This is a genomic window from Paenibacillus sp. CR_12, from assembly GCF_041953985.1.
GTDB classification, from domain to species: domain Bacteria; phylum Bacillota; class Bacilli; order Paenibacillales; family Paenibacillaceae; genus Paenibacillus_AQ; species Paenibacillus_AQ lautus_A.
The window spans coordinates 611561-625751 of record NZ_JAVFHO010000005.1 but is presented as its reverse complement, the minus strand read 5'-3'; the positions used below and the strand labels follow the sequence as shown (position 1 = coordinate 625751).

Annotated in this window: 10 protein-coding genes and 1 tRNA gene; 9 read left to right on the top strand and 2 right to left on the bottom strand. The window is 51.2% G+C overall.

Annotation, left to right across the window (positions count from 1 at the left end; translation table 11 throughout):
• Positions 1–334: 334 nt before the first annotated feature.
• Together clpP and RB297_RS21400 are read right to left on the bottom strand one after the other, a co-directional pair.
• Positions 335–931 carry an ATP-dependent Clp endopeptidase proteolytic subunit ClpP gene (clpP, locus tag RB297_RS21405; protein ID WP_009593635.1) on the bottom strand — a complete coding sequence of 199 codons (597 nt, stop codon included), beginning with the start codon at positions 929–931 and terminating at the stop codon, positions 335–337.
• Positions 932–1093: 162 nt separating this feature from the next.
• Positions 1094–1168: transfer RNA gene (locus tag RB297_RS21400), tRNA-Arg, on the bottom strand.
• Positions 1169–1425: 257 nt separating this feature from the next.
• Here RB297_RS21400 and RB297_RS21395 point away from each other — a divergent pair.
• From RB297_RS21395 to RB297_RS21355, 9 genes are all read left to right on the top strand, one after another.
• Positions 1426–2469 carry a sugar-binding transcriptional regulator gene (locus tag RB297_RS21395; RefSeq protein WP_009593661.1) on the top strand — a complete coding sequence of 348 codons (1044 nt, stop codon included), beginning with the start codon at positions 1426–1428 and terminating at the stop codon, positions 2467–2469.
• 100 nt (positions 2470–2569) lie between these two features.
• Positions 2570–3574 carry a type I glyceraldehyde-3-phosphate dehydrogenase gene (gene gap / locus RB297_RS21390; RefSeq protein WP_009593640.1) on the top strand — a complete coding sequence of 335 codons (1005 nt, stop codon included), beginning with the start codon at positions 2570–2572 and terminating at the stop codon, positions 3572–3574.
• Positions 3575–3769: 195 nt separating this feature from the next.
• On the top strand, positions 3770–4951 hold the full coding sequence (locus RB297_RS21385) for a phosphoglycerate kinase (protein ID WP_012818437.1): 1182 nt from the start codon (positions 3770–3772) through the stop codon (positions 4949–4951).
• Between the two features lie 79 nt (positions 4952–5030).
• On the top strand, positions 5031–5783 hold the full coding sequence (tpiA, locus tag RB297_RS21380) for a triose-phosphate isomerase (RefSeq protein ID WP_012818438.1): 753 nt from the start codon (positions 5031–5033) through the stop codon (positions 5781–5783).
• A complete protein-coding gene (gene gpmI / locus RB297_RS21375; protein ID WP_012818439.1) occupies positions 5784–7328 on the top strand; it encodes a 2,3-bisphosphoglycerate-independent phosphoglycerate mutase in 1545 nt (514 codons plus the stop codon).
• Between the two features lie 49 nt (positions 7329–7377).
• Positions 7378–8667 carry a phosphopyruvate hydratase gene (gene eno / locus RB297_RS21370; protein WP_009593642.1) on the top strand — a complete coding sequence of 430 codons (1290 nt, stop codon included), beginning with the start codon at positions 7378–7380 and terminating at the stop codon, positions 8665–8667.
• Between the two features lie 563 nt (positions 8668–9230).
• On the top strand, positions 9231–11081 hold the full coding sequence (locus tag RB297_RS21365; protein ID WP_375121384.1) for an S-layer homology domain-containing protein: 1851 nt from the start codon (positions 9231–9233) through the stop codon (positions 11079–11081).
• Positions 11082–11381: 300 nt separating this feature from the next.
• Positions 11382–13166, top strand: coding sequence for a sensor histidine kinase (locus RB297_RS21360; protein ID WP_213579914.1), 1785 nt, complete (start codon positions 11382–11384; stop codon positions 13164–13166).
• 73 nt (positions 13167–13239) lie between these two features.
• Positions 13240–14052, top strand: a complete 813-nt coding sequence (locus RB297_RS21355) for a response regulator (RefSeq protein WP_375121383.1) — start codon at positions 13240–13242, stop codon at positions 14050–14052.
• The last annotated feature ends 139 nt before the right edge of the window (positions 14053–14191 follow it).

The window sequence follows — 14191 nt, the reverse complement described above, 5'->3', positions numbered from 1 at the left end:
CGCCCTATGATCAAGGGGATTTTTTGTGTATCTCACCATAGGCGTACCCTTTTTCCCCTCCCCTCAAGTTAAGACAGGCCTTTTAGGAGGGGGATGGCCTTACCGTCTTTATGTTTTATTGAAAAAATCGTACCGAAGTGAGAGTATCCTTGGAGGAGCAACGCGTTCGCCTTTGGAATCGGGAAACCTCCTTATTTAATCATTCATGTTTCCCGATTTCAACAGCACCCGAAGGGGATACTCTCACTATTTAGTATTCGAAGTTTTCGATGAATCCAGAGGATAAGAAAAGGCAGGCACCGGATAACGGCGCCTGCCCTTTACTTCATTTCTTTTATAAGCCTTGCGGCGGTGTGTTTTCCAGTACTTGATCGATCAGGCCATACTCTTTGGCTTCGTCAGCCGTCATGAAGTAGTCGCGATCCGTGTCCTTCTCGATGCGCTCCAGCGGTTGGCCGGTGCGTTCGGACAGGATGCGGTTCAGCTTGTCGCGCATTTTGAGAATGCGGCGGGCACGGATTTCAATATCCGTGGCTTGACCTTGTGCGCCGCCGAGCGGCTGGTGAATCATGATCTCGCTGTTAGGGAGACCGTAGCGTTTGCCTTTGGCGCCTGCGTTAAGCAGGAATGCGCCCATGGAAGCAGCCATGCCGACACAGATCGTCGAGACGTCCGGCTTGATGAACTGCATCGTATCGAATATCGCCATACCTGCGGTAATGGAACCGCCAGGGCTGTTGATGTAAAGATGAATATCCTTCTCGGGATCCTCAGCCGACAAGAACAGCATTTGGGCAATGATGGAATTGGCGACCACGTCATTTACGTCGGAGCCGAGGAAGATAATGCGGTCTTTCAGCAATCTGGAATAGATGTCGTACGCCCGCTCACCGCGGTTGCTTTGTTCAACGACCATAGGTATAAAACTCACGTGGAAAACCTCCTCTTAAGTACCTCATATAAATACTGTTACCGTATTACCCACATGATAAACAATTTAAATCAAAAAGTCAAAGAAAGTCAAACTATTGAGTAAAAAAAAGAGCCGTTATGGGCACTTTAGGGTAATCAGTATAGAGAATAAATGTTATAATGGCGCGCCCGCGAGGAATCGAACCTCGATCTCAGGCTCCGGAGGCCTACGTCATATCCATTGGACCACGGGCGCACAAAAATCAGCAACGAAGTTGATTATACCGCATCTATTTCAAAAATACAATAGCGGACAAAACTTTGTTCCTATTATATAGACGAGCAGGTAGTTGGCCATAATGTATAAGAATGCCTGGGGTAGAGAAATATACTTTCGGACACTTGCAACCGGCATGATTATTGGTTAGAATAAGGGTGGGACTTAAAAAGTTTAACTGGGACATTTTACGACCAGGTAGGAGAGCCGAGACGAAGTTTGCAGGAGTGGAATGCATGCGTAACCTATTAGAAATACAAGAGCAACTTCTGCCGGATCTGATGGACACTCTTAAACGAAGGTATACCATCCTTCATCAGATCAAGTTGTCCGGAATTGTTGGCCGAAGAACACTGGCTTCATCGTTATCGATGACCGAGCGTGTTCTCAGAGCAGAGACTGATCTTCTGAAAGCGCAAGGGCTGATCGAGATTGAAACGCTCGGCATGCGGATCAGCGGCTCAGGGATATGCTTGCTGGAGGAGTTGGAACCGGTCATGAATGAGTTGTTCGGACTGGTTGAACTGGAAGAGAAGATTCGTCAGGCTTACGGGCTTCGTAAAGTGGTCATTATTCCCGGTGACAGCGAGTCATCTCCGGAAGTCAAACGTGAGCTTGGCCGGGCCGGAGCAAGAACGCTGCTTAACTTTGTCCAGGATGGAGATACGATTGCCGTAACAGGCGGCTCCACGCTCGCCGAAGTGGCAGAGCAGATGTCCTCTTTGCCTGGCGGCGAACCGTTGACAAGCACTTGGTTTGTGCCGGCGCGAGGCGGCCTCGGGGAGAGCATGGAGATTCAAGCGAACACCATCGCTTCCAAAATGGCTAAGCGCGTTGGTGCTGAGTACCGATTGCTTCATGTACCGGATCTGCTCAGCGAGGATGCTTATCAATCGTTGGTTCAGGATCAGCACATTCAGGAGATCGTGGATGTGATCAGGCGCAGCCGCGTCATTATTCACGGCATCGGGGATGCCATGGAGATGGCCAGACGGCGGAAGCTGGATGAAGGCTCTATCCGGAACTTGCAGGCAGATGGCGCGATCGCGGAATCCTTCGGCTATTATTTCAGCGAAGATGGCGAAGTTGTCCACAAAATGCTTACCCTTGGACTCCGGCTGGAGGATATTATGCGGACGGAGACCATCATCGGCATTGCTGGAGGGCAAGGCAAGGGCAAAGCGATTCACGCGGTGCTGAAATTCGGACACGAGGACATTCTCGTTACGGATGAAGCCGCAGCATTGGAAGTCGAGAAGGAAATTGACGCCGGCATCTGAGTCCGCGGGCGTACAACAGATTTTTCATTTTTTGTTGTCTTGATTGGCTTAACGGCCAATCTTGAATATATAAATTTTACAAATATGGAGGGAACTACTCATGGTTAAAGTAGGTATTAACGGTTTTGGACGTATTGGACGTAACGTATTCCGCGCTGCGCTGAACAACAGCGAAGTTGAAATCGTGGCAATCAACGATTTGACGGACGTAAAAACGCTGGCACACCTTTTGAAATATGACACAACTCACGGCAGACTGAATGCAACTGTTGAAGCTAAAGAAGGCGCACTCGTTGTAAACGGCCGCGAAGTGAAAGTATTCGCTGAGCGTAACCCTGAAGCATTGCCTTGGGCTGAGTACGGCGTTGAAATCGTTGTAGAATCCACTGGTATTTTCACAGCGAAAGACAAAGCTTCCGCTCACTTGAAAGGCGGCGCTAAGAAAGTTATCATCTCCGCTCCAGCTACTGACGAAGATATCACCATCGTTATGGGCGTTAACGAAGACAAATACGATGCAGCTAACCATACTGTAATCTCCAACGCTTCTTGTACAACAAACTGCTTGGCTCCTTTTGCTAAAGTTCTTGACGAGAAGTTCGGTATCGTTAAAGGCATGATGACTACGGTTCACTCCTACACGAATGACCAGCAAGTGCTTGATCTTCCGCACAAAGACCTGCGTCGTGCTCGTGCAGCTGCCGAAAACATCATTCCATCCACAACAGGTGCTGCTAAAGCGGTTAGCCTCGTTCTGCCACAATTGAAAGGCAAATTGAACGGTATGGCAATGCGTGTACCTACGAAGAACGTTTCCGTAACGGACCTCGTAGTTGAGCTGTCCCAAAACGTAACCCTTGAAGATGTAAACGGAGCTCTGAAAGCAGCTGCTGAAGGCCCGCTGAAAGGCATCTTGAACTACTCCGAAGAGCCGCTTGTATCCAGCGACTACAATGGCGATCCAGCTTCTTCCACTATCGATTCGCTCTCCACTATGGTAGTTGGCGACAACATGGTGAAAGTTGTTTCTTGGTATGACAACGAGTGGGGCTACTCCAACCGTGTCGTTGACCTCGCTGCTTACATCGCAAGCAAAGGTCTGTAATTGATCTAGCCATTCAATCGAAGAGGAGTTCCGTTCACGGGTCTCCTCTTTGGTTCATGGTTTTTCCTTGTTTTCATGCCAGAGCACTGGGAAGAATAGATAAGAATCCGGGCGCTGGTTAGACGATAGAGAGAGATACGAGAGCAACTGCATGCTGTCGGTGAGGAGAATAGTTTTCTTAGGAGGAACGTGGAGATGAACAAGAAAAGTGTACGTGATGTAGAAGTAAGCGGCAAACGGGTGTTTGTCCGCGTCGATTTCAATGTACCGCTCGAAGATGGTAAAATTACAGACGACACTCGTATTCGCGAGACTTTGCCGACGATTAAGTATCTGGTGGAGCAAGGAGCGAAAGTCATCCTGGCCAGCCACATGGGTCGTCCCAAAGGAGAGGTCGTAGAATCTTTGCGCCTGACTCCGGCGAGTCAGCGTCTGTCGGAACTGCTCGGCAAACCGGTAGCCAAAGCGGATGAAGCGGTAGGAGAAGCCGTTAAAGCTCAAGTCGAGAAGCTGCAAAACGGCGATGTGCTCGTACTTGAAAATGTTCGTTTTTACCCTGGTGAAGAGAAGAATGATCCGGAACTTGCGAAGCAATTCGCTGAGCTGGCCGATCTGTTCGTGAACGACGCGTTTGGTGCTGCTCACCGCGCGCACGCTTCGACAGAGGGGATTGCTCATCATCTTCCGGCCGTATCGGGATTGTTGATGGAGAAAGAGCTGTCCGTTCTCGGCAAAGCCCTTTCGAATCCGGACCGTCCTTTTACCGCCATCATCGGTGGATCGAAGGTTAAGGACAAAATCGACGTGATCGACAACCTGCTTACGCTTGCTGACAATGTCATCATCGGCGGTGGACTTGCTTACACGTTCTTCAAAGCTCAAGGCCATGAAATCGGTCAATCTCTGCTTGATAAAGAGAAGCTTGATGTGGCACTCGGTTTCATCGAAAAAGCCAAAGAGCTGGGCAAAAACTTCTACCTGCCGGAAGATATCGTCGTTACGGACGAATTCAGCGCAGACGCCAATACCAAGGTCGTTGATATCGACGGCATCCCAGCCGATTGGGAAGGCGTTGACATCGGTCCTAAGACTCGCGCCAAGTATGCAGAAGTGATCAAGAACTCCAAACTTGTCGTGTGGAACGGTCCTATGGGCGTATTCGAAATCGCTCCGTTCAGCAACGGTACTCGTGAAGTGGCACAGGCCTGTGCGGAAACGGAAGCTTACACGATTATCGGCGGCGGCGACTCGGCTGCAGCAGCGGAGAAATTCGGCCTTGCCGACAAGATGGATCACATCTCGACAGGCGGCGGCGCATCTCTTGAGTTCATGGAAGGCAAAGCACTTCCTGGTGTTGTGGCACTGAACGATAAATAGAATGAGGAACTGCATTGGATAGCAAGTGGATGAAGTTTGGACCCTGGAGAATCTTCGGGGGAATAAAGGAGTGAATCGTGTGAGAACACCTATCATAGCTGGTAACTGGAAAATGTTCAAAACTGTTCCGGAAGCAACTTCATTTATTGAAGATGTGAAGGGCAAAGCGGAAGTAGAAGGCGTGGAAAGCGTGATCTGCGCGCCGTTTACCAATCTTCCTGCATTGGTTGAAGCGGCAAAGGGCACGAACATCAAAATCGGTGCACAAAATCTTCATTTCGAAGACAATGGCGCCTTTACGGGTGAAATCAGCGGCTTGATGCTGAAAGACCTGGGCGTGGACTACGTCATTATTGGACATTCCGAGCGCCGTCAGTATTTTGCTGAAACCGATGAGATCGTGAACAAGAAGGTACATGCGGCATTCCGTCATGGTCTTCTTCCGATCGTATGCGTTGGCGAGAAGCTGGAAGAACGCGAAGCCGGCCAAACCAAAGACGTGTGCAAAGTACAAACGGAAGCAGCGTTCGCAGGTGTTCCTGCTGATCAAGCGGTTCATGTCGTTATTGCTTACGAGCCAATCTGGGCAATCGGAACGGGCAAATCCTCCACGGCAGAGGATGCGAACGAAGTCATCGCCTATATTCGCGAACTCGTTAAAGGCCTGTACGGCGAAACCGTTGCAGACCAAGTTCGCATTCAATACGGCGGCAGCGTGAAACCTGAAAATGTAGCGGAGTATATGGGACAAAGCGACATCGACGGCGCGCTCGTTGGTGGTGCAAGTCTACAACCTGCTTCCTACATCGCACTCGTTGAGGGGGCGAAGTAAATGTCTGCTCCAAAACCCGTAGCTCTGATCATCATGGACGGTTTCGGGCTTCGCAACACCGAGGTGGGCAATGCGGTCGCTCAAGCGAACAAGCCTAACTACGACCGGTATTTGAAGCAATATCCGAACACCACGTTGACCGCTTGCGGCGAAGCCGTAGGCTTGCCGGAAGGTCAAATGGGGAACTCCGAAGTGGGTCACTTGAACATCGGCGCAGGCCGGATCGTGTATCAGGATTTGACCCGCATCACGAAGTCGATTCGCGAAGGAGAATTCTTCGAGAACGAAACGCTGGTGGAAGCCGTTCGCGCTGCCAAGAACAACAACAAGAAGCTGCATCTGTACGGGCTGGTATCCGACGGTGGCGTTCACAGTCACATTGAGCACATGTTTGCGATGCTGGATCTTTGCAAGAAGGAAGATTTCCATGACGTATACATCCATGGTTTCATGGATGGACGCGACGTGGCACCGGACAGCGGCAAGCAGTTCGTTAAGGATCTGATTGCGAAGATTGAGGAAGTGGGCGTTGGCCAAATCGCTACGCTTTCCGGTCGTTACTACGCAATGGACCGCGACAAGCGTTGGGACCGCGTCGAGAAGGCTTACCGTGCGATGGTGTACGGCGAAGGCCCTAAATATACGGATCCGCTGAAAGCCATCACCGAATCCTACGAGAAATCGGTTTATGATGAATTCGTAGAGCCGACCGTCATGGTAAATGGCGCGGGAGAACCGGTAAGTCTGGTGGAGAGCGGAGATTCCGTCATCTTCCTGAACTACCGCCCTGACCGTGCGATCCAGCTGTCCCAAGTGTTCACGAACAAAGATTTCCGTGGTTTCGATCGCGGACCGAAGTTCCCGCAAAGCTTGCATTTTGTCTGCTTGACGCTGTTCAGCGAGACGGTGGAAGGCTTCGTCGCCTACAAGCCGAAGGATCTGGACAACACGCTGGGCGAAGTGCTGGTTCAGCACAACAAGAAGCAGCTTCGCATTGCGGAAACGGAGAAGTACCCGCACGTGACGTTCTTCTTCAGCGGCGGACGCGATGTTGAGCTTCCAGGCGAAACGCGCGTATTGATCAACTCGCCGAAAGTGGCGACGTACGATCTGAAGCCGGAGATGAGTGCCTATGAGGTGGCGGATGCTTGCGTGAGAGAAATCGAAGCGGATAAGCATGACGCGATCATCTTGAACTTCGCGAACCCGGACATGGTAGGTCACTCCGGTATGCTGGAGCCTACCGTTAAAGCGGTAGAAACCACCGACGAGTGCGTTGGCAAAGTGGTGGATGCCGTTCTTGCCAAAGGCGGCGTGGTTATCATTACGGCTGACCACGGAAATGCGGACATGGTATTCGATGAGAATGGCCGTCCATTCACCGCGCATACCACGAACCCGGTTCCGTTCATCGTAACGGATGAGAACGTAACGCTGCGTGAAGGCGGTATTCTGGCCGACATCGCGCCAACGATTCTTGATCTGATGGGGCTGCCGAAGCCTGACGAGATGACGGGAACCTCCATGATTGCAGCACGTAAATAAGTAGTTCATAATGGAACATAAACATAACATTTCAAAGGAGACTATACACATGACTATTATTTCTGATGTATATGCACGCGAAGTCCTTGACTCCCGCGGCAATCCAACCGTAGAGGTTGAAGTATACCTGGAATCCGGTGCAATCGGTCGCGCTATCGTTCCATCCGGTGCTTCCACTGGCGTTCACGAAGCGGTTGAGCTTCGCGACGACGACAAATCCCGTTACCTGGGCAAGGGCGTTCTGAAAGCCGTTGAGAACGTGAACGAAATCATCGCTCCTGAAGTGATCGGCATGGACGCTCTGGACCAGCTCGGCATCGACAAGCTGATGATCGCTTTGGACGGTACGCCAAACAAAGGCAAATTGGGTGCGAACGCCATCTTGGCCGTATCCATGGCTGTAGCTCGCGCTGCTGCTGATGCTTTGGATCTTCCGCTATATGTATACCTTGGCGGATTCAACGCCAAACAACTTCCAGTACCTATGATGAACATCGTGAACGGTGGCGCTCACGCGGACAACAACGTTGACGTACAAGAATTCATGGTATTGCCTGTTGGCGCACCTAGCTTCAAAGAAGCTCTTCGCATGGGCGCTGAAATCTTCCACAACCTGAAATCCGTTCTGAAGGGCAAAGGCCTGAACACGGCGGTTGGTGACGAAGGTGGCTTCGCTCCTAACTTCACGTCCAACGAAGATGCACTGTCTTCCATCATCGAAGCGATCGAAAAAGCCGGCTACAAGCCAGGCGAAGATGTATTGCTGGGTATGGACGTTGCTTCCACCGAGTTCTTCAAAGATGGCAAGTATGTTCTGGAAGGCGAAGGCAAATCCTTCACGCCGGCAGAATTCGTTGACCTGCTCGCTTCTTGGGTAGACAAATACCCGATCGTAACCATCGAAGACGGATGCTCCGAGGACGATTGGGAAGGTTGGAAATTGCTCACCGAGAAATTGGGCAACAAAATTCAACTCGTGGGTGACGACCTGTTCGTTACGAACACGGAGCGTCTGGAAAAAGGCATCAACGAGGGTATCGGTAACTCCATCCTGATCAAAGTAAACCAAATCGGTACATTGACTGAAACTTTCGATGCGATCGAAATGGCAAAACGCGCAGGATACACGGCTGTCATCTCCCACCGTTCCGGTGAGTCCGAGGACAGCACGATTGCTGATATCGCAGTGGCTACTAACGCAGGCCAAATCAAAACGGGTGCTCCTTCCCGTACCGACCGTGTGGCGAAATACAACCAATTGCTTCGCATCGAAGACCAATTGGGCGAGCTTGCTCAATACAACGGCTTGAAGTCGTTCTACAACCTGAAGCAAAAATAATTGAAATAAGAGAAAGCCCGGCTCCTGCCTTTGAGGGAGCTGGGCTTTTTTGCATTGATTTGAGGAGCTGCAGGGTTGGGGCTGCACACTCTAGTATCGTGCCGTGGGGCGGTGCGTATATCGTCTCCGGTCGCTGTTAAAATCGGGAAGCTGGAATGGAATAGGCTGAGGAAGCTTCCCGATTTTAAAGGCGAACGCGTTGCTCCTCCACCGATATACGCACCTGGGCAGGGGAGGAGGCGTGCAGCCAATTGTGAGTATTTCATAGGAGTGCAAAGAAGAAAGCCCAGCTCTGTGAAGTTACATGAACCGGGCTTTTGGGCGTGGGAGAAGAAGAGATCGAGGGCTGCACACTCTGGTATCGTACCGTGGGACGGTGCGTATATCGTCTCCGGTTGCTGTTAAAATCGGGAAGCTGAAATGAAATAAGCTGTGCGACGAAAGGAATACTCTATTAGATCTACAAGCCTATCTTTTTATAGTTCAAGTTTCCTATATTTGCCGTTATAATGATGAAGACGGAAGTTATAGGAAAAATACTAGAAGTAAGGTGGCTTGAATCTATGAAACGATCACTCCAACGATCGAGAAAATGGCTGATTCTGCCTGCGGCTATGCTGATCGCAGCAGTCTTATCGGCCCCCGATGCCCATGCAGCTGACGTTCAGCAGCTGACGGGAGATCGAACGAAGCAGGATATCCTGAATAAATGGCAGCAGTACAAACCCATGGATACTGGCACATCCTACATGGGGCCTGAACGAATTTACATGGAATCGCCAAGCGTCGCCGTACCCTATAAGGCAGGGACGATAAAACCGGAATATATCGAGGACGGCATTCGCGCCGTCAACTTTGTAAGGTACCTATCCGGCCTGCCCGATGACGTGACGGCCAACCCTTCGCTTGCAGGGCAGCAGCAGGCGGCAGCGCTTGTAAACGCTCTGCATCAAAAGCTGAGCCATTATCCAACCATGCCGGCCGGCATGGACGATTCGCTGTACGCTTCAGCGAAGGAAGGAGCGAGGACAAGCAACCTTTACGGGGGCAGCCCGACCTTTTATGACAATGTCCTTGGTTATATGGCGGATAGCGGGGCTACGAATATCGATCGCGTCGGACACCGCCGGTGGATCATCAATCCGGAGATGAAACAGACCATGTTCGGTATGGTACATACCGCCAACAACGTTGCCTATGCGTCGATGTACTCGATGGACAAGGGCCGCCCGGCTTCCGAAGTTCAGTATGATTACATCGCCTGGCCGTCTGCAGGATATTTTCCGGAAGAGGTTTTTAAGACAAACGATCCATGGTCGGTGTCGTTGAACCCGCAAAAGTATGACCGGACAAGAACGGATCAGGTTCAAGTGAAATTGACCCGTGTCAGGGACGGGAAAGAGTGGAGCTTTGACAAAAGCGACAACGATAAATCGGGCAAATATTTCAATGTGCAGACCAGCTATTACGGCGTGCCGTTTGCCGTCATTTTTAGGCCTGACGGCATAGGCGATTTTGCGTCGGACGATGCCTTCACCGTTCAGATCACGGGTCTATATACCGCTTCCGGAAGCGCGGCACAGGTTGAGTTCACCACGACGTTTTTCAAAATGATGCCTGGTTTGTTGGCCCGCTACGATATTCAGCTTCAAAAGGGGGAAACCCTTCAAATGGGCCTCACCGACGGACTGCAGACCAGCGGCAATACGTTCAAAAGCGGAGATAACCGGATCGTGGAGATTGATGCAAACGGCAAGGTCAAAGCCGTAGGCAAGGGATCGACATGGATCTCTGTCAATGATTATCTGGAGTCAAGAAGCCGGGTCCACGTTAACGTGAATGACGGTCCGGCTGATGGCAAAGTGAGTAACTGGGCTCAAGCGGATTACATGAAGGCAAAAGCGAATGGCATTATCGGCTGGCCGTTTGACCGATCCTACCAGCAGCCGATTACCAGAGTGGAGTTTACGGAGATGGCGGTACATATGATCGAGACCATGCTGGGACAGGATCTTTATATGGACGTCACCGGCGTTAAGACCCCGTTTAAGGACGTCGATGATTGGACCGTGACGTGGGCAAGCCAAAACGGTATCATCAACGGCACATCGCCGCAATCCTTCTCGCCGCGAGCGACCATCACCAGAGAACAGGCTGCCGCGCTGATCCTTCAGGTGTATGCCAAGACGAATGAATTGAAAGGCAGAGCGGCATCAACCGGATCCGTTTCGGCTTCTCGGTTCGCGGACGACAGCAGCATCTCGCCATGGGCGAAGGAACAAGTATACCAAGCGATAAACCTCTCTTTAATGAACGGCATGGCCAAGAATCAGTTTAACCCGAAAGGGGAGCTCACCTTTGAGCAGACGTATGTGCTGCTGTTAAATTGCTTTGAAATGCTGATGGAAAAGTAAGTCCTTAAATCCGATATCAAATGCAACACGCATGATCGGGAGTGGCTGACCTCGACGTTAGCGGGCGCGATCGTTAACGCGCTTGAGCACGAAATGCGTTGATGCAATCGATGAGGACCAAGCTCTCTCGGAGAGTTTGGTCTTTTTTGTCTGATAAAAATAGAACAAATCTACACATCCACTGCGCCTGCCCCCGGCATCGACCGCACATATCCATGCAATTTCAGGCATTGTCATTCTCAAGCGAACCGGTGCTGATATAATTGAAGAACAAGCGAGCGAAAAGGAGAGTGCGGGAGGGTGCTGAACCGAATACGATCCCTGTTTCCACACAAGCTGAAATACCGTCTGTTTGCCGCGTTCGTTCTGGTCATACTGCTGCCTTTCGGCATTTTGAATTTGTACAACTACCAGCGGATTGAGACCTTGGTCCAGGAGAAAATCAGCCAGCAGAGCCACAGCCAGCTGGAGCAGATGTATCGAACGCTGGAGGATCAGTTGAGCGTAGCCTTCAAAACGCTGATATTTCTGGAGCAGGATTCGACGGTGGCCTCCGTGCTGACCCATCCCGGACAGCGGCAGGGGCTCGAGAACAAAAACCTGATGGAGGAAAAGTTCAAAAATTTGAACAACAGCTTTTTCCTATATAATCCGTCAGTCTACTTCACGATTCTCGACTTTCATGGCAACGCTTACACTTCTTATTCTCCCAGGGAGGCCCTCGATTACAGGAAACTGCGGGACAACCCTGGCTTTGATAGGGAACAGATGGATGGCGTGTCGTATCATTGGGTTTCCAGCGATGCGAACTACGTGCTGCGGGATATCTCGACGAGTCCTTACCTGCTGTCGCTGTACGCTTACATGGAAACTCCCCGCAACAAGCCGTACGGCATGGCCCGGATCAGCATCGACTACTCCTTCTGGTTTCAATCGGTATTGAAGCAGTCGACGCTGCGGCAGGAGTATTTCTTGATTACGAGCGCTGGCGAGAACGTATCCCAATCGATCTTGAACAGCAGTCTGACCGGCGAGGTGAAAGCCAGGATTGCGGCCGAGCCCAGGCAGAAGTATTTTATCGATAAAACCTCCAACACCCTGGTGAATTACATTTACGTGGAATCGCTGGATTGGTATATCGTGAACCGGATTCCGCTGACGGTGCTCTTTAACGAGATCGAGGAGCTGAAGCGCCAATATTTCATGACCTTTTTCCTGCTGACCGGCGCTTTCCTCATCATGACCTTCATTATTGCCGCCACGATTACCCGGCCGTTATCCCATTTGCAGAATAAGATGAAGGCGGTTGTCCGCAACAATCTGAAGATCCGTCTGCCGGAGCACAAGTTCCGGGGCGAGATTCTGGAGCTGACGCAGACGTTCAATTCCATGCTCAACGACATGGATATGCTGATTCAGCGATTGAAGGCCGAGGAAAGGCAGAAGGAAGCGGTGCATTTTCATATGCTGCTGGCTCAGATGAACCCGCATTTTCTGCTCAATACGCTAAATACGGTCAAGTGGAGTGCCATTCGCCACGGGAATGAGGATATCACGAATATCACCCTGTCTCTGGGCAAGCTGCTGGAGGCGAGCCTGAATACGGAGAAGGATCTGGTGCACCTGAAGGATGAAATCGAGCTGGTGCAGGCTTACGTCCATATTCAGCAGGTGCGTTATAATCACCGTTTTGACGTGACCTTTGCGTATGATGAGGACATCCTCTATGCGCTTGTGCCCAAGCTCTGCCTGCAGCCGCTCGTGGAGAATGCCATCCTACACGGAATCGGGCCGCTGCCGGAGCAGGAGGGTCTCATTGAAATTACGGTTACCCGGGAGGGACCGAATCGATTGGCGGTGGAGATCAAGGACAACGGCGTCGGCATGGAGCAGTCCCGGCAGGCGGGCGGAATGCGTAAACGTCCGGGCATCGGTCTCAACAATGTGCAAGAGCTGCTGCGGCTGCTATTTAAAGAAGAGGGCAGCATGGAGATTATATCTTCGGAGCGGGGAACGCGAATTCGATTTTCTATCCCGCTGTTAATCTCAACGCCTTATCAGAACGATCACTTGATTTCATCATAACGGGCAGATTATTCGTCTCTAGCCTGTGTAGGCTTGGATTCGGATTTTAAAAAGCTTCGAGGAGGGGAGACCTATGTGGAAGGTGCTGCTGGTGGAGGATGAGGTGTTTGTGCGAGAGTCCGTGCGGGAGATCATCGCGTGGGAGGAGCTTGGATTCAAGGTGGCGGGAGAGGCAGGCAACGGCGCCGAGGCGCTGGAGATGATCCGGAGCAATCCGCCCGATCTCGTGCTGACCGATATCGTGATGCCGGAGATGGACGGCGTGGAGCTCCTCCGCAGAACCCGGGAAGAAGGGTATGCCTCAAAGTTCGTGATGCTGACCTGCATGAGTGAATTCGAGTATGTCCGGCAAGCGATGGAATACGGGGCATCCAACTATATCCTGAAGCTGTCGATGAGCGTGAATACGCTGCGGGAAACGCTGCACAAAATGAATGCCGAGCTGACCAAGAGTAACCCGAGCCCGAACCCAAGCCAACCTGTTTCGATTCCGGTCGCGTCCACGGAGACGATGCCGTCACAGCCGGCGCATCATGCCTCCCCCAAGGAAATCACGTCGCACCCGGAAGTACAGAAAATATTGCAGTACATCCATGAGCACTACGAGCAGGACATTACGGTAAAATCGATGTCGGGCTACGTGATGATGGGCGAGAATTACGTCAGCGCGCTCTTCAAGAAAAAGACCGGACGCACCTTGATTCATTATTTGCACCAGGTCCGGGTGGATAAAGCCATCGCGTATTTGCTTCAAACCGACCTCCCTGTTCACGAGATCGGCCTTCGGGTGGGGTTCGTGAACGACAATTATTTTATAAAGATATTCAAGCGGTTGACCGGCTTCACGCCGAGCAAATACAGACAACACAACAAAGACGCTAAATAGAACGATTCTATGCAGGGCATAGGATTCGCCGAAACAGGAATTCCATCGTTTTGTTCCATTATCTGAATGGATATGTAGCTTAAAAGCGGCTCCCGTTCCCTGCTACGATGAGAGGGCATCACACCAATATGATTCTCGG